The organism is Vibrio sp. T20, assembly GCF_007858795.1.
Classification (GTDB): Bacteria; Pseudomonadota; Gammaproteobacteria; order Enterobacterales; family Vibrionaceae; genus Vibrio; species Vibrio satsumensis.
In genome coordinates, this window is record NZ_VFEB01000096.1 from 1 (window position 1) to 21029 (window position 21029).

A 21029-nucleotide genomic window follows, 5' to 3' on the forward strand; every position below is an offset into this window, starting at 1 on the left:
CGAACCCGATGTATCGCTCCAGCTTTCTTCTAAAAAGCTATTAAGATTCTTTAAGCCACCGTGTTTTTCTTTAGATCACAGAGTTTAAAGGCGACCTTAAAGGTCACGCTCTTTCTTTAATGCTGCGAAGCATAATCCCCCCAAAAAGCAAATAATCCTCCATCATGGTGGATATTTTTTTGTCTTAAATTTTTCTTAGCAACTGGAATGCTAGTAAACATCAGGTCTCTGAAGCAGATACTTGAGGTTTTTCACATCTATAAACAGACTTATCCACAAAATGTTAGGTGTGGATAACTTGGTTGATAAAGTTATTTCAGGCTTAATTCTTTACCTATCCCTAAAAGATCTTTCTTGTTTTCAATATATTAGATGAATTGCGCCGATCGTAACTTGTTGTTTTTTATCAAGTTGGATGCTTATCTTGAGTTTGATAAAAGATCGTTAACTTGTTGTTTTTTGATCTTAATCATTTATCGGTACTGTGTTTAACTTTGTGCGAGTGTCGGAAGTTTACGAGAGTTCTGAATTTTTTCCACATTGCTAGAATTGAGAACAAGGTCAAACATTGTTCTAAAATTATGTGCAACGAGTTGTCTTAAATATTGGACTGTTAGTGGGGGCTCGCTTGCCATACATTGGTATATAAAGCGTTAAGCGTCTCTTGGTAGTCCTTTTTCTACAATACGTATTAGTCGGTGCTTTTTAGTCGCGACTTTACTGTTACCTTTTGGCACCTCAATGGCACTAGGTAATTGCTGTAGTTGTTTTTCTAAAGCCCACTCAATATGGACATCTAGCATTTCGTTTTTGCCTTGATGAGATTCCAGTGTTTCAACAATGCGTTGTTGAAATGGTGCATTGCCCATCGCAACAAAGATATTGCGCAACCATTGGGTGTGGCCGATACGTCTTATTGCGGAGCCTTCCATTCTCTTTAGGAAGGTTGCTTCATCCCAACCTGAAAGTGCAACCAGATCGGCTTCTTGGAAATCTTCTCTGCGGTGAAAGTCGGTTTGTTCTGTGAGTTCGGCATGACGGTTCCATGGGCAAACTAACTGACAATCGTCGCAGCCGTAGATACGGTTACCAATCGCTTCTCTATACTCTTCAGGGATCACACCATCATATTCAATGGTTAAGTACGAGATACATTTGCGCGCATCCACCACGCCATCATCAATAATGGCACCTGTTGGGCAAGAAGTGATACATGCTGTGCATTTACCACACTCATCGACACTGGGTTCATCGACTGGAAGAGGGATGTTAACTAACAGCTCCCCTAGAAAGAACCAAGAGCCCGCGTCTTTATCAAGAATTAATGAGTGTTTACCTGTCCAGCCCAACCCTGCTTTTTGAGCGAGCGGTCTTTCCAAAATAGGCGCTGAATCGACGAAAGGGCGTGAGTCTAAACCTTCGACCTCTTTTTCAATTCTTTGTCCCAGCTTTTTCAACTGGTTACGGAACAATTTGTGATAGTCGCGGCCTAAAGAATAACGGCTGATGTAGCCTTGAGTAGTATCGCTTAGATTAGAGGCGAACTGAGCTTCTGGTGGTAGGTAATTCATTCGAGCGCTGATCACTCGAATTGTGCCTGGGTGAAGTTCATCAGGACGTGCACGCATCATCCCATGTCGAGCCATCCAATCCATTTCGCCGTGGTGACCCGCATCTAGCCATGCTTGAAGAGGGGCTTCGTGTTCACTTAAATCAACATCGCAGATGCCAACTTTTTGAAAGCCTAACTCTTTTCCCCAAATTTTAATTTTTTCAGCAAGATGGTCTAGATTCATGGCTTCATACTTATCGATTAAAATTCGGTTAGGCAAAAATGGGGGCGGATCTTAACGGATCTTAGTGGTGTTGACCAGAACAGACGTGTTTTGAGCAGTATTTTTCATAGAACTTACACTTGAGTGCTTGTCTCCCAAAAGCATCACGGTTTACTATTCTTGTTCTTTTGATTTTTATATAGTCAACGATCGATTTTTAGAGAACGTATTCATGAGCACGAAACAATTTACTTTGAAAGATGAACAAGCAACGATTCAATTAGGAACGGAGCTTTCTAATCTTTGCTCACAGCAGACGACTATTTATCTGCATGGTGATCTTGGCGCAGGTAAAACGACCTTCAGTCGTGGCTTTGTAAAAGCACTTGGCCATCAAGGAAATGTAAAGAGCCCAACGTATACTCTAGTTGAACCTTATCAACTTGCCGATTGGCAGGTGTACCACTTTGACCTTTATCGCCTAGCCGATCCTGAAGAGTTAGAGTTCATGGGAATTCGTGACTACTTTACTCCAGATGCTATCTGTTTGGTTGAATGGCCTGAGAAAGGCTATGGGATGCTACCAGAAGCTGATTTGGATATTGATATTCGTTACCAAGACGATCACCGTATTGTTTCTTTAACCGCTAATAGTGAATACGGACAGCGCTTACTTAGTCAGTTGGAGTTATGTTGATTTCTAAACGCCTTATTTCAGCAGTGGCCATGATGGCTGCTGTTTTTTCTATACTGTTTTCTTCACTTGTTTCTGCAAACTCACTGAAAAGTTTAAGGGTTTGGCCTTCTCCAGAAGAAACTCGTGTGGTTATCGACTTAAAATCAGAAGCGGACTTTAGCTATTTCACACTGAGTAGCCCGAGTCGTTTAGTGGTCGATTTAAAAAATACCAACCTTGCAACTAAGCTACCGGTCGTGGTGAAAGATAGCCCTGTTCTATCTAAGATTCGTAAGAGTTCACCGCCAAACAAAAACACCTATCGCTTGGTTTTTGAGTTAAAGAAGTCGTCTAAAGCAGAGTTGTTCAAACTGAGCCCGACTCCGGGTGGTCAGTATGGACACCGTTTGGTGATCGACTTACCTCATGGTGCGGCAAGTAAAGCGACATCGAAGCCAAGTAAACCAACGGTTAGCAAGAACATTAATCAGGTTAAACGTCAGAAAGACATTTTGATCGTGATTGACCCTGGCCACGGTGGTGAAGATCCTGGCTCAATCGGTCCATCTCGTAAATATGAGAAGAATGCGACGCTGAGTATCTCCCGCAAGCTGGCTGCACAATTAAATGCCGTACCGGGAATCAAAACGCGTTTAACGCGTAATGCTGACTACTTTGTGAACTTGAATCGACGTGTTGCGATTGCTCGAGAGAATGAAGCTCACCTGTTGATCTCTATTCACGCCGATGCATTTACCACTCCTCAACCAAGAGGTGGCTCGGTGTTTGTGCTGAATACTCGACGTGCGAATACCGAGATCTCACGCTGGATTGAGAATAAAGAGAAACAGTCAGAGCTACTTGGTGGTAGCGGTGCTGCTTTTACTGGCAATATTGATGATAAGAACGTAAATCAAACCTTGCTTGATTTGCAGTTTAGCCACTCTCAAAAAGAGGGCTACAAGCTGGCAACGGCGATTCTGTCTGAAATGGGTAAGGTTGCGAAACTGCATAACAGTAAGCCGATTAACACCAGTTTGGCGGTATTACGTTCACCACAGATCCCATCTGTATTGGTAGAGACGGGCTTTATTTCGAATCCGACGGAAGAGAAGCTGCTTTTCCAACGCTCGCATCAAGATAAATTGGCACGAGCAGTGACTAAAGCGGTCGTTAAGTATTTGAAGGCTAACCCACCTGAAGGGATTATCTTGTCTAACGCGACGTCATCAACGGGTAGCGTGAGCCAACATAAAGTCTCTCGTGGTGAGTCTCTATCTGTTATTGCGAATAAATATGGCACCTCGACACAGGCCTTGATGAAATTCAACAACCTGAAATCGAGCAGCTTAGCGATTGGCCAAGTACTTAAGATTCCAGGCAGCGCTTCAAGCTCATCATCAAGCAGTGCTGTTAGAACTAAGACCATAACTCACACGGTTAAGTCTGGAGAGTATCTAGGCAAGATAGCCAGCCGCTATAAAGTTTCGGTGGCTGATATCAAACGTGAGAACCGCTTGAAATCAGAGACTGTGAGAGTAGGCCAAAAGTTACGTATTACAGTTGAAGTGAAAGATGTCCCTCTGCGCAAACACAAAGTCGCAAGAGGCGATTATCTTGGCAAGATAGCTTCGAAATACGGTGTGAGCGTTAACAGTATTCGCCAAGCGAACAAATTGCGCTCTGATGAATTAGCCATTGGCCAAGTGCTCATTATTCCACATAAGTAGTTGAGCCAATATTTAAGTCATGTTTAGAACATAGAAGTAATCTCTAACGCGAGAAGTACTTCTATAAGTGGCAGTAAGGTAGCTATATGACGATCAAAATACTGCCAGCTCGGTTAGCGAACCAAATCGCAGCGGGTGAAGTGGTAGAAAGACCAGCTTCTGTTGTGAAAGAGTTGGTTGAGAACAGTTTGGACTCAGGTGCGACGCGTATCGATATTGATATCGAGAAAGGTGGCGCAAAAATGATCCGCGTTCGTGACAACGGTAAGGGCATCGTCAAAGATGAGCTTGCCTTGGCGTTGAGCCGTCATGCTACCTCTAAGATCCATACTCTTGACGACCTTGAGGCGATCGTCAGCCTCGGTTTCCGTGGTGAAGCGCTGGCGAGTATTAGTTCAGTTGCGCGCTTAACCATGACTTCACGCCCTGCTACTCAAGATCAAGCTTGGGCGGCACACAGTGAAGGCCGTGATATGCAGGTGAAACTGCAGCCTGCAGCGCATCCAATTGGTACCTCGGTTGAGGTGTTGGATCTGTTCTTCAACACACCAGCACGCCGCAAGTTCTTACGCACCGAGAAAACCGAATTCACGCATATTGATGAGTTGCTTAAACGTATTGCATTGAGTCGCTTTGATGTGACGATCAACCTTCGTCATAACGGCAAAATGATTCGTCAGTACCGCGCAGCTAAAACACAAGTTCAAGCAGAAAAGCGCATCGCTGCGGTATGTGGCAACCCTTTTGTGCGCCATATGCTTAAGATCGAGCTTGAGCATCAAGGCCTAAAACTTCATGGCTGGATCACCACGCCAGAAGGAGCAAGACAACAAAGCGATCTGCAATACTGCTATGTGAATGGCCGTATGATGCGTGACAAACTGATCAATCACGCAATTCGCCAGAGCTATGAAACTAGCCTGCGTCCAGACCAATTCGCAACGTATGTGCTGTTCATTGAACTCGACCCACATCAAGTCGATGTGAATGTTCACCCTGCTAAACATGAAGTGCGTTTCCATCAAGCGCGCCTTGTGCATGACTTTATTTACCAAGCATTGAGTGATGGCTTAGCACAGAGTAAGCAGATCGATGCTGCGCCAATCAATCAATCAGCTTTTCATCAATCAGAAGTGATTCATCATCAGCAAGATAGTACGAGCTCTGTAGTTGATGGTGTTGCAAGTTTTACTGAGCCAGAAAACACGCTACCTAGTAATGCGGATCAAATCCAAGTTTCGGATAGGGTGCGACACGCTATTGAGCAAACGCCTACCTACCCGAGAAAAGCCGAATCAGAGCAGGTTTATGATAACCCTCAACAAAGCGTTAATGATGGCGGGCGACACTATATTTCATCAACTAGCCCAAGCTCATCAACCAGTCCAAATACATCAGCTGGCCGAAGCTCGTCTGCTAGTGAAAGCAGTTTTACCGGCTCTCCTCGTCAAGAGTGGATTGAGTCTCGACCTGCTCCGAGAAAAGAAAAAGAACCCAATCAACATCATGCTGAGCCAGCGCCTTCTAAGCGTGAAGTCAAAGCCTACAAAGAGCTGTTGAAAACGCCAGACTTTGATGATCAAGTTGTAGCTCCATCATCTCCTCAAGAGCATGTGGCACCAGTAGAAACCAGAGACAACATAGAAAATAAAGAAGCTAAGCCTGCTCAACAGAATCCTGTTCATTCAAAGCCAAGAGTACCTGTGACGGACTTAGGCAAAGCCGTCTCGGTCGTGGAACGCCAATATTTGGTAATGGGAAACAAAAACGGCAGCGTATTGGTGTCTCTAGCCAAAGCGGAATTGCTACGTGTGATTGGCCAACTTGATACTCGAGGTGGCGCGTTAAAAAGCCAGCCACTATTGGTGCCCTTATCGATTAAGCTGGGTAGTGAACTTGTCGAAGTTGCGAAGACGCTGAGCCAAACATTGGCATTACTGGGGATTGAGCTTAAGGCGCGAAACAGTGAGGCGGTAATGGTGATGGGCGTGCCTTCTCCTTTAAGGCAGCAAAACTTACAAATTTTGATCCCAGATCTGTTATCTTACGCGGCTTCATTAAACGCTCAGATTGCTGATAATCACACGGCTAATGTTTCCAACGACCTGTTGCCATCATTGGTTAACTGGATCGGGATTCAAACGGCACAAGTAAAAAGCGACTACACTTTATCTGAAGCGGTTCAACTAGTTGGGGAACTTGAACAACTTTGGCATGGTCTACTTCCATTAGATGATCCAGAGTTTGTTAATCCTATCGACTTTTCAGCGACTATAGCCGCGTTTACGGTTTAACTTTTTCGCGACGACATTTGTCTTTTTAGCTGAATACGTCGCGACACAAAGCCCTTTGCTAAAAAGCGCTAAAACAGAGAAGCAAATACAAAATATCATGACTGAAAAATTACCTTTAGCGTTGTTTTTAATGGGCCCAACGGCATCAGGAAAAACAGATTTAGCTATCCGCTTACGTCAGAAATACCCAGTAGAGATCATCAGCGTCGATTCGGCACTTATCTACAAAGACATGGATATTGGTACCGCTAAACCGGATGCGGAAGAGCTTGCGCTCGCGCCTCATCGCTTGATTGATATTCTGGATCCAAGCGAAGCGTATTCTGCGGCAGATTTTCGTCGTGATGCGATCAATGAAATGAATAAGATTGTAGCGGAAGGCAAAATTCCGCTACTTGTTGGTGGCACAATGCTTTACTACAAAGCATTGTTGGAAGGTTTATCGCCATTACCAGCAGCGGATCAAGAGATTCGTAAGCAGATTGAAGCGGAATCTATCGAACAAGGTTGGCAGGCATTGCACGATCAATTAAGAGAGATTGATCCCGTATCCGCTGAAAGAATACACCCAAATGATCCACAAAGGCTTTCAAGGGCATTGGAAGTTTACCGAATTTCGGGTAAAACATTAACAGAGCTAACTCAAACGAAAGGCGATAGCCTGCCATTTCGTGTAAAACAATTTGCAATAGCTCCCAAGGAAAGGAAAGAACTCCATCGCCGCATTGAGCTGCGTTTCGAGAAGATGATCGAAGCGGGATTTGAAGAGGAAATGAAGGCGTTGTACGCCAGAGGAGATCTTCATCCTGAACTGCCATCGATCCGATGCGTTGGTTATAGGCAGATGTGGGATTATTTAGACGGTAATTGTGATTTAGACGAAGCGGTTTTCCGTGGTGTCTGTGCAACCCGTCAGTTGGCCAAGCGACAAATCACCTGGTTGCGCAGTTGGGATGATTTAACTTGGTTAGATAGCGAAAACATTGATCAAGCGTTAGAAACTCTTTCAGATGCAATAGCATCTGATTAGTATTGCTGTGTATAATGTGATCGCTTTTGCGTGAATATACTCTGGAAAGGATCCGTTATTGAGGCTTTTAAAAAATCACAGCCTTTCAATAACAACGGAGTTTTTTTATTCATTTAGCTCAGATGCAAAGGCCGCACCTTTTTGTGCACCACTAGCTAAATAATTACAACAAAATACAAATAAGGAAAATAAAATGGCTAAGGGGCAATCGCTACAAGACCCATTCCTAAATGCACTCCGTCGTGAGCGCATTCCAGTCTCTATCTATCTTGTTAACGGCATTAAGCTGCAAGGTCAGATCGAGTCTTTCGATCAATTCGTGATCTTATTGAAGAACACAGTAAACCAAATGGTTTACAAGCATGCGATTTCTACTGTGGTACCTGCTCGCGCAGTTAGTCACCACAGCGGCGAGCAACGCACGCCATCTGATCGTCCAGAGAAGACTGAAGATTAATCGTTCAATTGATACAGCTTGCGCTGTAATAAGGAGTTGGTTGCTTGTTTGACCGTTATGAATCCGGCGAGCGAGCCGTACTTGTTCATATCAACTTCACGCAAGAGGGAGAATGGGAAGACCTAAGCGAATGTGAAATGCTGGTCTCCTCTGCGGGGGTAGAAACGCTACAAGTGATTACTGGTAGCCGACAATCCCCACTCCCTAAATACTACGTTGGAGAAGGTAAAGCCCTAGAAATCGCACAAGCTGTTCAGCTAACCGGTGCTGAAATTGTGATTTTTAACCACTCTCTCTCTCCTGCCCAAGAGCGAAATCTCGAGCAATTGTGTAAATGTCGTGTGATTGATCGCACGGGTTTGATCTTAGATATTTTTGCACAACGTGCGCGAACTCATGAAGGTAAGCTACAAGTTGAGCTCGCTCAGCTTCGTCATATCTCTACCCGATTGATTCGTGGTTGGACTCACCTTGAAAGGCAGAAAGGTGGTATTGGTCTTCGTGGTCCAGGTGAAACTCAACTGGAAACCGATCGCCGTTTGTTGCGTGACCGTATAAAGGCAATACTGCGTCGTTTAGCGAAAGTCGCTAAGCAGCGTGAACAAGGACGACGTGCTCGTAATCGAGCTGAAATCCCAACAATTTCTTTGGTTGGTTATACCAACGCAGGGAAATCAACACTTTTCAATCGCATCACAAGTGCTGGTGTTTATGCGGCAGACCAACTGTTTGCAACCCTAGACCCAACACTGCGTAAGATTGATTTGGCAGATGTCGGGCCTGCAATTCTCGCAGATACCGTAGGTTTTATCCGTCATCTACCACACGACTTGGTCGCTGCGTTCAAGGCAACATTACAAGAGACGCAGGAAGCTGACATTTTGTTACATGTTGTTGATGCCAGTGATGACCGTTTTCGTGAGAACATTCAGGCTGTTCATGAAGTATTAGAAGAAATCGATGCTCATGAAGTGCCAACCCTTGTAGTCATGAACAAAATTGACTGCATGGAAGACCAAAAACCTCGAATTGAAAGAGACGAAGAGGGCGCACCTCGCGCTGTTTGGGTTTCTGCAATGGAAGGAGAAGGCATTGAACTGCTGTTTGAAGCTTTAACTGAGCGTTTAGCTAGCCAGATGGTTCAATTCCGGTTGTGTATTCCACATCAACATCAGGGCCGTATTCGCAGCTTATTCTTCGAGATGAAATGTATTCAACAGGAAGAGTATGATGAAAATGGTAACTTGTTGATAGATATCCGAATGCAACAAATAGATTGGTCTAAACTTGAAAAAAGAGAAGGGGCGCTCTTAGGTGACTTTATCGTTACCAAAGAGACTGCTACAGTATAACGTCATATCAAATGATGGAGCTTTCTAATGGCGTGGAATGAGCCTGGAAATAACAACAACGGCGATAATAACGGCCGCGATAATGACCCTTGGGGTAATAAAAATAATCGCGGCGGCCGAGATCAAGGACCGCCAGATCTAGACGAAGTGTTTAGTAAACTAAGTCAAAAGTTAGGTGGCAAGTTTGGTAAAAAAGGTGGCAACGGTAACGGACCATCTATCGGTGGTGGCGGTGCGATTGGCTTTGGTGTCATTGCTGTCATTGCGATTGCTATCTGGTTCTTCGCTGGTTTCTACACCGTTGGCGAAGCAGAAAGAGCAGTAGTACTTCGATTGGGTCAGTTCGACCGTATCGAAGAGCCTGGTCTTAACTGGCACCCACGCTTCATCGATGAAATCAAAGATGAGCAACTAGTCAACGTTCAAGCGATTCGTTCTCTACGTGCTGCTGGCACGATGCTAACGAAAGACGAAAACGTTGTGACCGTTGAAATGGGTGTTCAATACCGTGTTTCTGACCCATACAAGTACTTGTATCGTGTAACGAATGCAGACGACAGTCTACGCCAAGCAACCGATTCTGCGCTTCGTGCAGTAATTGGTGACTCACTAATGGATAGTATCCTAACAAGTGGTCGTCAGCAGATTCGTCAAAGTACTCAAGAAACACTAAACCGCATTATCGATAGCTACGATATGGGTATTCTTATTGTTGACGTGAACTTCCAGTCAGCACGTCCACCAGAGCAAGTGAAAGATGCATTTGATGATGCTATCGCGGCTCGTGAGGATGAAGAGCGTTTCGAGCGTGAAGCTGAAGCTTACCGAAATGACATTCTTCCAAAAGCAACAGGTCGTGCTGAGCGTTTGAAGAAAGAAGCGGTGGGTTACTCAGAGCGCACAGTTAATGGTGCTCTAGGTCAAGTGGCTCAGTTCGAGAAACTGCTACCTGAATACCAAGCAGCGCCTGAAGTAACACGTAACCGTATGTACCTTGATACAATGGAAAAAGTGTACTCAAGCACATCGAAAGTCCTGATTGATTCTGAATCAAGCGGTAACTTGCTATACCTACCAATTGATAAGCTAGGCGCACAAGGTGGTTCTCAGTCGGGCACTCGCCCTGCAAAAGCATCATCAACTTACGATCAAATTGAGTTAGAAACTCAAGCTGATCCAAAGTCTAGCACTCAAACTCGTTCAGACAGTTCACGCCAAGGGAGATACTAATAATGCGTAAATTAATGATCCCTGTATTAGTTGTGACGATTGCCCTTCTATTGATGTCACTGTTTGTGATTCAAGAAGGCGAGCGTGGCATGGTAATTCGTTTTGGTCGAGTTCTCGATGACAACGGCGTATCACGAATCTATGAACCAGGCCTGCACTTTAAACTGCCACTGTTTGATCGCGTAAAAGTACTTGATGCTCGTATTCAAACGATGGATGGTCGTTCTGACCGTTTCGTAACATCAGAGAAAAAAGACGTTCTAATTGATACTTACGCAAAATGGCGTATTGCTGATTTTGGACGTTTCTATCTGAGTACTGGCGGCGGTAATATCATGACGGCAGAAGCACTTCTTGAGCGTAAGGTGACAGATGTTCTTCGTTCTGAAATTGGTTCTCGTGAAATTAAGCAGATCGTGTCAGGTCCTCGTAATAAGGACATCCTGCCAGACTCTGCTGATAGCGAAGTCGTCACAACGGTAGCGGCTGCAGAAGCACTAGAAGTTGATGGCGAACGCGATAAGATCATGGAAAACGTTTTGTCTGGAACGGCAGAAAGTGCGATGGCTGATTTAGGTGTTGAAGTTGTTGATTTCCGTATGAAGAAGATTAACCTTCCTGACGAAATCAGTGAATCTATCTACCGCCGTATGCGTGCAGAACGTGAGTCGGTTGCTCGTAGACACCGTTCTCAAGGTCGTGAGAAAGCGGAAGTTATCCGTGCTCAAGCTGAGCTAGAAGTGGCAACAGTTCTTGCTGAAGCTGACCGTACAGCTCGAATCACTCGTGGTGACGCGGATGCAGAAGCAGCGAAGATCTACTCTGATGCGTTCAGCAAAGATCCTGAGTTCTACGGCTTCATGCGTTCATTGCAAGCTTATGAGACATCATTTAGCGATAAGAGCGACATTCTAGTACTGGATCCGAAGACTGACTTCTTCCAATACATGAATCAAGCAAGCGGCGCTCCAGCGAAATAAGCTGATGCGTTAGCGAATGCTTAGCTCAATAAGCAAAATGCGTTAAAACTTAAAAGGCTCCCATTATGGGAGCCTTTTTGTTTTCTATTGTTTTCAGGTCTACGATTGGGGGCGTGAGGGAAGGCGCTCAATAGCGTTCTACTTATAGCAACCTAAACCTAGCGGTAGGTCATGAAAGCGATAACCGCTCCCGCCACCACAAGACAGCCGCCAATGCGACGCAGTTGTGTGTCTGGTTGTTCGCTCAGTTGCGCGACCATGTTTCTCCAGCCATTGGGTGCAATTAAGGGGCCGAGCCCTTCAACAATAAGTACGAGCCCAATAGCGAGCCAAATTGATTGAGACATGGTTCTGCCTTTTGTCTGTAAAAAAGCAATGATATCAGTATCTTCATACATTCGCCCTCAGTTATCGCTGGTTTATTTTTGTACAGTGTTAACGTTTATGGACAAAAAGTGACTGCAAGAAGTGTGATTCAGTGCTAGAATCCATTTTTAATTAGCAACAGAAATTGGAAAGATGGGAAATAACGTAGTCGTTCTAGGCACCCAATGGGGTGATGAAGGTAAAGGTAAAATCGTTGACCTTTTAACTGAAGATGCAAAATACGTGGTTCGCTACCAAGGCGGTCACAATGCAGGTCACACACTTGTAATTGACGGTGAAAAAACCGTTCTTCACTTAATTCCATCAGGTATCCTACGCAATAACGTTAAATGTGTTATTGGTAACGGTGTAGTATTATCGCCTGACGCACTTCTAAAAGAAATGAAGCCTCTTGAAGATCGCGGTATCCCAGTACGTGAGCGTCTTTTCATCTCTGAAGCTTGTCCTCTAATTCTTCCGTACCACATTGCAATCGACAACGCGCGTGAAATCGCTCGTGGCGCTAAAGCTATCGGTACAACGGGTCGTGGTATCGGTCCAGCTTACGAAGATAAAGTTGCTCGTCGCGGTCTACGCGTTGGCGACCTTTTCGATAAAGAAGCATTTGCTGAGAAGCTAAAAGAAGTTATGGAATTCCACAACTTCCAACTAGAGCACTTCTACAAAGCTGAAACAGTAAGCTACGAAGAAGTTCTTGAGCAAGCGATGAGCTACGCAGACATGTTAACTGCGATGGTTATCGACGTAACTGACGAACTAGACGCAGCACGTAAGCGCGGCGACAAGATCATGTTCGAAGGTGCTCAAGGTACGCTACTAGATATCGACCACGGTACCTACCCATACGTAACGTCTTCTAACACGACTGCTGGTGGTGTTGCTGCAGGTTCTGGTTTCGGTCCTCGTCACATCGGTTACATCCTTGGTATTACTAAGGCTTACTGTACTCGTGTTGGTTCAGGTCCATTCCCAACTGAGCTATACGATGGCCTTGAAAAACAAGACCCAGTTGGTAAGCACCTAGGCGATGTTGGTCACGAGTTTGGCGCAACAACTGGTCGTCTACGTCGTACTGGTTGGTTCGATGCTGTTGCTATGCGTCGTGCAATCCAAATCAACTCTCTATCTGGTATGTGTCTAACTAAACTAGACGTTCTTGATGGCCTAGAAGAACTAAAAATCTGTACTGGCTACAAGATGAAAGATGGTTCTATCCTAGAAGTTTCTCCAATGGCTGCTGAGTCATTCGAAGAAGCGACGCCAATCTACGAAACAATGCCTGGTTGGTCTGAAAACACATTTGGTGCTAAATCTATCGACGCGCTTCCACAAGCTGCTCTAGATTACATTAAGCGTATCGAAGACCTAACTGGCGTTCCAATTGATATCGTATCAACTGGCCCAGATCGTAACGAAACTATCATCAAGGTTCACCCATACGGCGCGTAATGCCCGCTGAGTGATTACCACAGCACAAACATTGCTTTGATAATTAAAGTGCTCTGATAATGAAATAGTTTTCTAAAAGCCGACTTTATTAAGTCGGCTTTTTAATACCTGCAATTTAGCCACGCACTCTTTGATGGTGATCTTTTGAACGCCATCTGGCAAAATATTGCCCATTAGCGGCAAGTTTTGTCTAAAGCCGTCAGGGTTATTGCCGATACAGATATCATGGAAAGTGAAGTTCACCCTGTTTTGTGCGTGTAGAAATCCTCTGCACCCCTCAATAGATAACTTTAGCGACAGATAATAGAGTGCAGGTATGAAGCTACGAATTGTGGCAGCTTCATTAATAATGGCGCTGAGCTCACCCTTGAGTCATGCAAATTTGGCTGATGTGGGAGAGCCCGTTCCAATATATACAGAAGCTGAACTGATTAATTTAATCGAAAATAATCAACATCTAGAGCGAGTGAAAGCTGATAAGTGCCAGTTAGTTGAAGATATCGTTGCTCGTGCGACGCGTATTAGCTTGCCTTCTTATGAGTTTTTATACGGCGATATGTTGGCTTGGGGTGTGTGTGTTCCACAAGATGTAGAGCTTGGCCTTTACTATATGGAAAACGCGGCACATCAAGGTTTACCCGCTGCATTAGAGCAGTTAGGTCGTTATTACTCTCGTGGTACTTTGGTACAACAAGACAAAGAGCGTGCGATTCCGTATCTACGTGAAGCGGCCTCTATGGGTAACTTAAGTGCGAGTATCCACTTAGCTGAACTCTTGTTACGTGACTACGGTAGCCCATTAGACTATGAAGACGCTTACCGCTGGTTATACAACTCGGTGACAGCGGATCAAAGGCAGCATAAGCGTATCACCGTGCTTCGTAGCGGTCTAGAACAGAGAATGCCAGACAACATCATTGCTCGAGCAAAACGTCGAGACGTGTTCTGGTAAGATCGATTATTGAATCAGAGTAGATGATTAATGACTGCACTCGTTAATCATCTATCTTGATATAGAAATATATTGAGGTAAAAAAACTCGTATTAAAAAGGCCTCATAGATAAATTCCTATGAGGCCTTTTTTGATCTTAAGGGAAACCGTTTATCTCATTCAGTGACGTTATTGAACAACCTCACCAGACTCAATCACCGTTTCACGAACAACCTTGGTAAAATCGAGTGCTTCTTGACGAATCTTGTCTTCGTCTACCGTTAGCATGTCGCGGTCTTGCATAATGATCTTGCCATCAACGATCGTGTGGCGAACGTTACCCGAGTTAGCAGAGTAAACTAATGCTGAGTATGGGTTGTAGACCGGAACCATGTTTGGTGCCTTGGTATCGATCACTATGATGTCGGCAAGCTTACCAGCTTCAAGAGAGCCGATCTTATCTTCCATGTGGAGCGCTTTTGCTGCGCCCATAGTTGCCATGTCGATCACTTTGATCGGCGGCATCGCAGCACGATCTTTATTAACTAGCTTGTGAACCTTAGCGACTTGGTTGAACTCATCAATGGTGCTCAGTGTGTTACCAGACATTGGCCCATCTGTACCTAAACCGATACGCACGTTCTCGTCATACATCTTAAGCGCTGGTGATACGCCTTTTGCTGACTTGATATTAGCACTCATATTATGAGCTACGCCCATATCCGATTTCTTCACTAATTCGATATCGTGATCGTCTACTAGGATCATGTGTGCACCCACCAAGTTTTTGTTGAGTGCGCCAATGCTGTCCATGTATTGAACCGGGGATAACCCATCAGAACGCTCTGCGATTTTTTCTTCTTCACGATGTGATTCTGCAAGGTGAATCATTACTGGTACATCTAACTCTAGAGATAGCTTAGATATTTTCTGCAGGATCTCTGTGGTGTTGGTGTAAGGAGCATGCGGTGCAAACGCTGGTGTGATTCGCGGGTGATCTTTGTATTCTTCAATGAAGTTCAATGCGTACTTGATGCCTTCTTCGGCGTTGGCAGCATCCGCTACTGGAAACTTAATCACGGTTTCACCCAGAATGGCACGCATACCGATCTTATCGACAGTTTTCGCTACTTCATCTTCGAAGTAGTACATGTCGGCGTAAGTCGTGACACCGCCTTTTACCATTTCAACGTTACCTAGATTCGCACCAATGCGTACCATGTCTCGCGATACTAGCTTTTTCTCTAGTGGGAAGATGTAGCGGTGCAGGCGATCAGGCACATCATCGGCCAGCGAACGGAAAACCGTCATTGATACGTGAGTATGAGTATTGATGAGACCCGGCATAACGATATCGCCATCAACGTCTAACACTTGTTTCGCTTGGTACTGCTTCTCTAGTGAAGCATCACCTACCGCAATGATTTTGTTGTCTTTGACGACAACAGTACCGCTTTCATAAACCGTTTTGTCTTGGTTCATGGTTAGAACCATCGCATCGGTAATCATCAGGTCCGCTTTTTCCATTGCCGAACTCGCAAATGGAAATATAGCGAGGCTTGCCATTGCTGAAGCCAATAAAGTGCGTTTTAGTTTCATATCATACTCAGAACAGGAGTTGGTAAAGTGCGTGGATAATAGTGTATTTCATTCATGGCGCAAACGTTTGTTTTATCGTTTGCTTGAAATTTTGATGATAGTCCACGTCTATGAAGCGATGTTTCACAAAGTGAAGATATGTATCAATCTGAGGTTATTTGAGTGTTTTCCAAAGCATATCTGTAGCTTACCTCTAGCATCAGATATACTAGGGGTATATACCTTCCTTGCTTAAGCAGGCCCGCCTATGTCAAAAAACACACCAACGTCAGAAAACACGACAGCGACAACCACTGTTGATCCTTTTGCCGACCGAGAGTCGAAAAATTACGATAATCCAGTACCAAGCCGAGAGTTCATTATTTCGTTTCTAACAGACGCGAATATTCCGATGAACCGTAACGATCTATTCGAAGCTTTGGGTCTTGCTGGAGAGGAACAATATGAAGGGCTGCGTCGTCGTTTACGTGCAATGGAGCGTGATGGGCAGCTTATCTTTACTCGTCGTCAGTGCTACGCATTGCCTGAGAAGATGGAGCTGATCAAAGGCTATGTGATTGGTCATAAAGACGGTCATGGTTGGGTTCGCCCAGACGGCAGTGTGGGTAAAGACAATGATATCGTGCTGCCGCATCATCAGATGAAAACCATCATGCATGGTGATTACGTATTGGTTCAGCCTACTGATAACAGTAAGCGTGGCCGTCGTGAAGGCCGCTTGGTTCGTGTGCTTGAAGAGCGTAAAACGCCACTTGTTGGTCGCTTCTTCCTAGAGTATGGCCATTCTTACGTTGTTGCTGATGATTCGCGTATTAGTCACGACATCCAGATCCCTACTGAGCATAAAGGCGGTGCTCGAATGGGTAATGTGGTTGTGATTGAAATTACGGATCGCGGCGGTCGTTCTCGTAACATGATGGGTAAAGTGACCGAAGTTCTTGGTGAGAATATGGCGCCGGGTATGGAAACGCAGATCGCGATTCGTACTCACCAGATCCCACAAGAGTGGCCTGAAGCGGTAGATAAACAAATCGAAAACCTAGGTGAGCATGTTCCTGAAGAAGCAAAAGAAGGACGTGTAGACCTGCGTAAGCTGCCATTGGTTACGATTGATGGTGAAGATGCGCGTGACTTCGATGATGCGGTTTATTGTGAAGCGAAGAAAGGCGGCGGCTGGCGCCTATGGGTAGCGATTGCTGACGTAAGTTACTACGTTCGCCCAGATACAGCGCTAGACAAAGAGGCGATTAACCGTGGTAACTCGGTATACTTCCCGTCACAAGTTGTACCAATGCTGCCAGAAGTACTTTCAAATGGTTTGTGTTCATTGAACCCTCAAGTCGACCGTTTATGTATGGTGTGTGAGATGACTATCTCAGACAAAGGTAAACTGTCGGGCTACAAGCACTACGAAGCGGTAATGAATTCTCATGCTCGTCTTACTTACAACAAAGTAGGCGCGATCTTAGATGGCAATGAAGAATTACGTGAACGTTACGAACCTGAAGTACCACATCTTGAAGAGCTTCATAAGATGTACAAGGTGCTTAAGAAAACGCGTGACGAACGTGGTGCGATTGAATTTGAAACGGTAGAAACTAAGTTTATCTTTAATGCGGATCGTAAGATTGACCGTATTGAGCCAGTAATTCGTAACGATGCACACAAGATCATCGAAGAGTGTATGATTCTGGCAAACATCGCATCGGCATCTTACGTAGAAAAAGCGAAAGAGCCTGCGCTGTACCGTGTTCACGAAACTCCGGGCGAAGAGCGCTTAATGGGCTTCAAGAGCTTCTTAAGTGAATTAGGTTTAACGCTGGAAGGTGGCTTGTCGCCATCTCCGGTAGATTATGCACAACTGATGCAACAGATTAACGAACGTGAAGATCGTGAATTAATCCAAACAATGCTGCTACGCTCAATGAAGCAAGCGGTATACAACGCGGATAACGCGGGTCACTTTGGTTTAGCTCTTAAACGCTATGCTCACTTTACCTCGCCAATTCGTCGTTACCCAGATTTGCTATTGCACCGTGCGATTAAGTACCTTATTGCGAAAGAAGAAGGTCGTAACAGCGAACGTTGGACGCCAACTGGTGGTTACCACTACACTTTCGATGATATGGACTTCTACGGCGAGCAGTGTTCAATGACTGAGCGTCGTGCTGATGACGCTACACGTGAAGTGAACGACTGGCTGAAATGTGAATACATGCAAGACCATGTCGGTGAAGTGATGGATGGCGTGATTGCCAACGTGACTGGCTTCGGTTTCTTTGTGCGTCTAACTGAACTTCACATCGATGGTCTGGTACATATTTCTGCGCTAGCGAATGACTACTACCAATTTGATGCTGTTGGTCAGCGTCTGGTTGGTGAAAGCTCAGGTAATATCTACCGCTTGGGTGATTCGGTTAAAGTGAAGGTTTCGGCGGTTAACTTAGAAACTCGTCAAATCGACTTTGATTTAGAAGACACCGATCGTCAGCCACGTGGTAAAGGTAAAACAGCCAAGAAGCGTGCTGCTGAAGCGATGAAAAAGGCGAAAAGCAAGAAGCGTTCAGCGGTGAAAAGTAATAAGCCAGGCGTACCTGCAACGCCTTTAGTTGAACCAACTAAACGACCAGATGGAAGTAGCGAAAGCTCAGCTAAGAAGAAAAAGCCCGCGAATAAAACCGGTGCTGCTAAAGCTCGTGCTAAGAAAAAGCGCGCAGCAAGTCGTAAGCCAAAGGCTGATAAGTCTTAAGTTATCATTTTACAATGACAGCAAGGCTTAACGTCTAACGGATTTAAATGCGAGAGTATCAGGCGGAAGATGCATGCTCTCGGAATAAACAACACAGAGGTGGGTGCATCGGGTTTGATGCCTTCATCTCTGAGCAATAAGAGTAACCAGAGACAATGAGTAACGAATTTATTTACGGTATTCACGCGGTGAAAGCCGTACTAGAAAAAGATCCAGCACGCTTTATTGAAGCGTACGTGCTTAAAGGTCGTCAAGACGATCGCCTTCTTCCATTACTGAATCAACTGCAGCAATTTGGCGTGTCGATTCAACAAATGGGCCGTAAGCCGCTTGATGAAAAAGCACAGGGTGCAAATCACCAAGGTCTTATTGCTAAGGTGAAGCCTGCTAAGCAGCTTAATGAAACTCACCTAGACGATATCCTTGCGCAGCACGAACAACCTCTGCTGTTGGTTCTAGACGGCGTAACAGACCCTCATAACCTAGGTGCTTGCTTACGTAATGCAGATGCCGCAGGTGTGGCCGCTGTTATCGTTCCTAAAGACCGTTCTTCGCCGCTAACGGCAACAGTAAGTAAGGTTGCTTGTGGCGCAGCAGAAACGGTTCCACTAGTACGAGTGACTAACCTAGCTCGTACAATGCGTGCACTGCAAGAGCAGGGCGTATGGTTTGTGGGTACGGCAGGTGAAGCAACGCATGATATCTACCAAGCGAAGCTAACGGGCCCTCTTGCGGTAGTTATGGGTGCAGAAGGTGACGGTATGCGTCGTCTAACGCGTGAAACCTGTGATGACCTAATTAAGATCCCAATGGCAGGTAGCGTGTCGAGCCTAAACGTTTCGGTAGCATCAGGTATCTGTCTGTTCGAAGCGGTACGTCAGCGTTTAGCTCAGTAATCGATTGAAAAAATTCAAATATTAAACGCTCATTACTTAGGTGATGGGCGTTTGTTTTATAGACTCAAATAGGGTGGAAAATGCGATTGCTGGATGGCTAGATGGCGAAAGAGAAACTGTTTCATTATTCGCCAAATATCACTTGCTAATACCGAGCTCTTTCTATAATATTTGCCGTCCTTAAAACTCGGTCATTTATCTTTAGTTCCTTGCTTCCTCTGGACGACCGGGCCACTCGTGGAAGCTAATAATCCGTAAGGAGCAACCAAATGCGTCATTACGAAATCGTATTCATGGTTCACCCTGATCAAAGCGAGCAAGTTGCTGGCATGATCGAGCGTTACACTGGTTCTATCACTGAAGCTGGCGGTACTATCCACCGTCTAGAAGACTGGGGTCGTCGTCAAATGGCTTACCCAATCAACAAGCTTCACAAAGCTCACTACGTTCTTATGAACGTTGAAGCTGGTCAAGAAGTGATTGACGAGCTAGAAACTGCTTTCCGTTTCAACGATGCAGTTCTACGTAACATGATCATGCGCACTAAAGGCGCTGTGACTGAGCAATCTATTATGCTTAAGCAAAAAGAAGAGCGTGCAGAGCGTGCTCCTCGTCGCGAAGAGCGTACAGAAGCTAAACCAGAAGCAGCTGCTGAGTAATTCTTTTTTGGCTTAACGCCTTAAAAAATTCTCAACTTGTTTTAGGTCATTGATAGTTATTTCGATAATTGTGAAAGACCGCTTTACTAAATTTAAGATCAGGAGATAGCCCATGGCTCGTTTCTTCCGTCGTCGTAAATTCTGCCGTTTCACTGCAGAAGGCGTACAAGAGATTGACTACAAAGACGTAGCAACTCTTAAAAACTACATCACTGAAGCTGGTAAAATCGTACCTAGCCGTATCACTGGTACAAGCGCTAAGTACCAGCGTCAACTAGCTCGCGCTATCAAGCGTTCTCGTTACCTAGCTCTACTACCGTACACTGACAAGCATCAGTAATCGGTAATAGTTAATAATAGTTTAAGAGGACTAAGATAATGCAAGTTATTCTACTTGATAAGATCGGTAACCTAGGTGGCCTTGGCGACCAAGTAAACGTTAAATCTGGTTACGCTCGTAACTTCCTTATCCCACAGGGTAAAGCAGTTATGGCAACTAAAGACAACGTTGCTATGTTCGAAACTCGTCGTGCTGAACTAGAAGCTAAAGTTGCTGAGCAACTAGCTGCTGCTGAAGCTCGTGCAGAGAGCGTTAACACTCTAGAAGGCGTTACAATCGCTTCTAAAGCTGGTGACGAAGGTAAACTATTCGGTTCTATCGGTACTCGTGACATCGCTGACGCTATTACAGCGGCAGGTGTTGCAGTAGCTAAGAGCGAAGTACGCCTACCTGAAGGCGCTCTACGTAACATCGGCGAATTCGAAGTAAGCATCCAACTTCACTCTGAAGTTTTTGCTACTGCGAAAATCGCTATCGTTGCAGCTGAGTAATTT

At 45.0% G+C, this 21029-nt stretch carries 19 protein-coding genes; 15 read left to right on the forward strand and 4 right to left on the reverse strand.

Annotated features, from left to right (window positions below; translation table 11 throughout):
- Nucleotides 1–653: 653 nt before the first annotated feature.
- A complete protein-coding gene (queG, locus tag FTW16_RS12620) occupies nt 654–1796 on the reverse strand; it encodes a tRNA epoxyqueuosine(34) reductase QueG (RefSeq protein ID WP_146491329.1) in 1143 nt (380 codons plus the stop codon).
- A 211-nt stretch (nt 1797–2007) separates the two neighbouring features.
- On the opposite strand from queG, the gene tsaE reads away from it, so the two are divergent.
- From tsaE to hflC, 8 genes are all read left to right on the forward strand, one after another.
- Entirely contained in the window at nt 2008–2472 is a 465-nt protein-coding gene (gene tsaE / locus FTW16_RS12625) for a tRNA (adenosine(37)-N6)-threonylcarbamoyltransferase complex ATPase subunit type 1 TsaE (RefSeq protein WP_004735870.1), read from the forward strand.
- Nucleotides 2466–4181, forward strand: a complete 1716-nt coding sequence (locus FTW16_RS12630; RefSeq protein ID WP_146491330.1) for an N-acetylmuramoyl-L-alanine amidase — start codon at nt 2466–2468, stop codon at nt 4179–4181. The genes tsaE and FTW16_RS12630 overlap by 7 nt, the downstream gene beginning before the upstream one ends.
- 86 nt (nt 4182–4267) lie before the next feature.
- Nucleotides 4268–6475, forward strand: coding sequence for a DNA mismatch repair endonuclease MutL (gene mutL, locus FTW16_RS12635; RefSeq protein ID WP_146491331.1), 2208 nt, complete (start codon nt 4268–4270; stop codon nt 6473–6475).
- A 97-nt stretch (nt 6476–6572) separates the two neighbouring features.
- Entirely contained in the window at nt 6573–7505 is a 933-nt protein-coding gene (gene miaA / locus FTW16_RS12640; RefSeq protein WP_146491332.1) for a tRNA (adenosine(37)-N6)-dimethylallyltransferase MiaA, read from the forward strand.
- 193 nt (nt 7506–7698) lie between these two features.
- Complete coding sequence (gene hfq, locus FTW16_RS12645; protein ID WP_017059927.1) at nt 7699–7962, forward strand: RNA chaperone Hfq; 264 nt, start codon at nt 7699–7701, stop codon at nt 7960–7962.
- Nucleotides 7963–8006: 44 nt separating this feature from the next.
- Nucleotides 8007–9314: a ribosome rescue GTPase HflX gene (hflX, locus tag FTW16_RS12650; RefSeq protein ID WP_017059928.1), complete on the forward strand. Its 1308-nt coding sequence runs from the start codon at nt 8007–8009 to the stop codon at nt 9312–9314.
- A gap of 27 nt (nt 9315–9341) precedes the next feature.
- Complete coding sequence (hflK, locus tag FTW16_RS12655) at nt 9342–10544, forward strand: FtsH protease activity modulator HflK (RefSeq protein ID WP_050652797.1); 1203 nt, start codon at nt 9342–9344, stop codon at nt 10542–10544.
- Nucleotides 10545–10546: 2 nt separating this feature from the next.
- Nucleotides 10547–11524 carry a protease modulator HflC gene (gene hflC, locus FTW16_RS12660; RefSeq protein ID WP_102478974.1) on the forward strand — a complete coding sequence of 326 codons (978 nt, stop codon included), beginning with the start codon at nt 10547–10549 and terminating at the stop codon, nt 11522–11524.
- A 158-nt stretch (nt 11525–11682) separates the two neighbouring features.
- Here hflC and FTW16_RS12665 read toward each other — a convergent pair whose 3' ends face one another.
- Nucleotides 11683–11871, reverse strand: coding sequence for a DUF2065 domain-containing protein (locus FTW16_RS12665; RefSeq protein ID WP_010434105.1), 189 nt, complete (start codon nt 11869–11871; stop codon nt 11683–11685).
- A 172-nt stretch (nt 11872–12043) separates the two neighbouring features.
- Here FTW16_RS12665 and FTW16_RS12670 point away from each other — a divergent pair, with 172 nt between their 5' ends.
- Nucleotides 12044–13360, forward strand: coding sequence for an adenylosuccinate synthase (locus tag FTW16_RS12670; RefSeq protein WP_010434108.1), 1317 nt, complete (start codon nt 12044–12046; stop codon nt 13358–13360).
- 72 nt (nt 13361–13432) lie between these two features.
- On the opposite strand, the gene FTW16_RS24510 is transcribed toward FTW16_RS12670, so the two are convergent.
- A complete protein-coding gene (locus FTW16_RS24510; RefSeq protein ID WP_186728058.1) occupies nt 13433–13603 on the reverse strand; it encodes a hypothetical protein in 171 nt (56 codons plus the stop codon).
- Between the two features lie 73 nt (nt 13604–13676).
- Here FTW16_RS24510 and motX point away from each other — a divergent pair, with 73 nt between their 5' ends.
- Nucleotides 13677–14312: a flagellar protein MotX gene (gene motX, locus FTW16_RS12675; protein ID WP_061019827.1), complete on the forward strand. Its 636-nt coding sequence runs from the start codon at nt 13677–13679 to the stop codon at nt 14310–14312.
- A 169-nt stretch (nt 14313–14481) separates the two neighbouring features.
- Here motX and FTW16_RS12680 read toward each other — a convergent pair whose 3' ends face one another.
- The gene (locus tag FTW16_RS12680; RefSeq protein WP_146491333.1) at nt 14482–15891 is read right to left on the reverse strand and encodes an amidohydrolase; all 1410 of its coding nucleotides are present in this window, start codon (nt 15889–15891) and stop codon (nt 14482–14484) included.
- Between the two features lie 247 nt (nt 15892–16138).
- On the opposite strand from FTW16_RS12680, the gene rnr reads away from it, so the two are divergent.
- The 5 genes from rnr to rplI all read left to right on the forward strand — a co-directional run bounded on the left by rnr (nt 16139) and on the right by rplI (nt 21026).
- A complete protein-coding gene (gene rnr / locus FTW16_RS12685; protein ID WP_146491334.1) occupies nt 16139–18640 on the forward strand; it encodes a ribonuclease R in 2502 nt (833 codons plus the stop codon).
- A 155-nt stretch (nt 18641–18795) separates the two neighbouring features.
- Nucleotides 18796–19536 carry a 23S rRNA (guanosine(2251)-2'-O)-methyltransferase RlmB gene (gene rlmB, locus FTW16_RS12690; RefSeq protein WP_009847889.1) on the forward strand — a complete coding sequence of 247 codons (741 nt, stop codon included), beginning with the start codon at nt 18796–18798 and terminating at the stop codon, nt 19534–19536.
- Nucleotides 19537–19805: 269 nt separating this feature from the next.
- The gene (gene rpsF / locus FTW16_RS12695) at nt 19806–20195 is read left to right on the forward strand and encodes a 30S ribosomal protein S6 (protein ID WP_004741278.1); all 390 of its coding nucleotides are present in this window, start codon (nt 19806–19808) and stop codon (nt 20193–20195) included.
- Between the two features lie 112 nt (nt 20196–20307).
- On the forward strand, nt 20308–20535 hold the full coding sequence (gene rpsR / locus FTW16_RS12700) for a 30S ribosomal protein S18 (RefSeq protein WP_000090472.1): 228 nt from the start codon (nt 20308–20310) through the stop codon (nt 20533–20535).
- Between the two features lie 38 nt (nt 20536–20573).
- Nucleotides 20574–21026: a 50S ribosomal protein L9 gene (gene rplI / locus FTW16_RS12705; RefSeq protein WP_010434182.1), complete on the forward strand. Its 453-nt coding sequence runs from the start codon at nt 20574–20576 to the stop codon at nt 21024–21026.
- Nucleotides 21027–21029: the final 3 nt, after the last annotated feature.

Bases quoted from the DNA above. Each gene is read 5' to 3' on its own strand.
- FTW16_RS12670 (WP_010434108.1), top strand. From the start codon at position 12,044: ATGGGAAATAACGTAGTCGTTCTAGGCACCCAATGGGGTGATGAAGGT.
- hflC (WP_102478974.1), top strand. From the start codon at position 10,547: ATGCGTAAATTAATGATCCCTGTATTAGTTGTGACGATTGCCCTTCTA.
- queG (WP_146491329.1), bottom strand. From the start codon at position 1,796: ATGAATCTAGACCATCTTGCTGAAAAAATTAAAATTTGGGGAAAAGAG.
- rplI (WP_010434182.1), top strand. From the start codon at position 20,574: ATGCAAGTTATTCTACTTGATAAGATCGGTAACCTAGGTGGCCTTGGC.
- motX (WP_061019827.1), top strand. From the start codon at position 13,677: ATGAAGCTACGAATTGTGGCAGCTTCATTAATAATGGCGCTGAGCTCA.
- mutL (WP_146491331.1), top strand. From the start codon at position 4,268: ATGACGATCAAAATACTGCCAGCTCGGTTAGCGAACCAAATCGCAGCG.
- miaA (WP_146491332.1), top strand. From the start codon at position 6,573: ATGACTGAAAAATTACCTTTAGCGTTGTTTTTAATGGGCCCAACGGCA.
- FTW16_RS12665 (WP_010434105.1), bottom strand. From the start codon at position 11,871: ATGTCTCAATCAATTTGGCTCGCTATTGGGCTCGTACTTATTGTTGAA.
- tsaE (WP_004735870.1), top strand. From the start codon at position 2,008: ATGAGCACGAAACAATTTACTTTGAAAGATGAACAAGCAACGATTCAA.
- hflK (WP_050652797.1), top strand. From the start codon at position 9,342: ATGGCGTGGAATGAGCCTGGAAATAACAACAACGGCGATAATAACGGC.
- rnr (WP_146491334.1), top strand. From the start codon at position 16,139: ATGTCAAAAAACACACCAACGTCAGAAAACACGACAGCGACAACCACT.
- rpsF (WP_004741278.1), top strand. From the start codon at position 19,806: ATGCGTCATTACGAAATCGTATTCATGGTTCACCCTGATCAAAGCGAG.
- rlmB (WP_009847889.1), top strand. From the start codon at position 18,796: ATGAGTAACGAATTTATTTACGGTATTCACGCGGTGAAAGCCGTACTA.
- FTW16_RS12630 (WP_146491330.1), top strand. From the start codon at position 2,466: ATGTTGATTTCTAAACGCCTTATTTCAGCAGTGGCCATGATGGCTGCT.
- hfq (WP_017059927.1), top strand. From the start codon at position 7,699: ATGGCTAAGGGGCAATCGCTACAAGACCCATTCCTAAATGCACTCCGT.
- FTW16_RS12680 (WP_146491333.1), bottom strand. From the start codon at position 15,891: ATGAAACTAAAACGCACTTTATTGGCTTCAGCAATGGCAAGCCTCGCT.
- rpsR (WP_000090472.1), top strand. From the start codon at position 20,308: ATGGCTCGTTTCTTCCGTCGTCGTAAATTCTGCCGTTTCACTGCAGAA.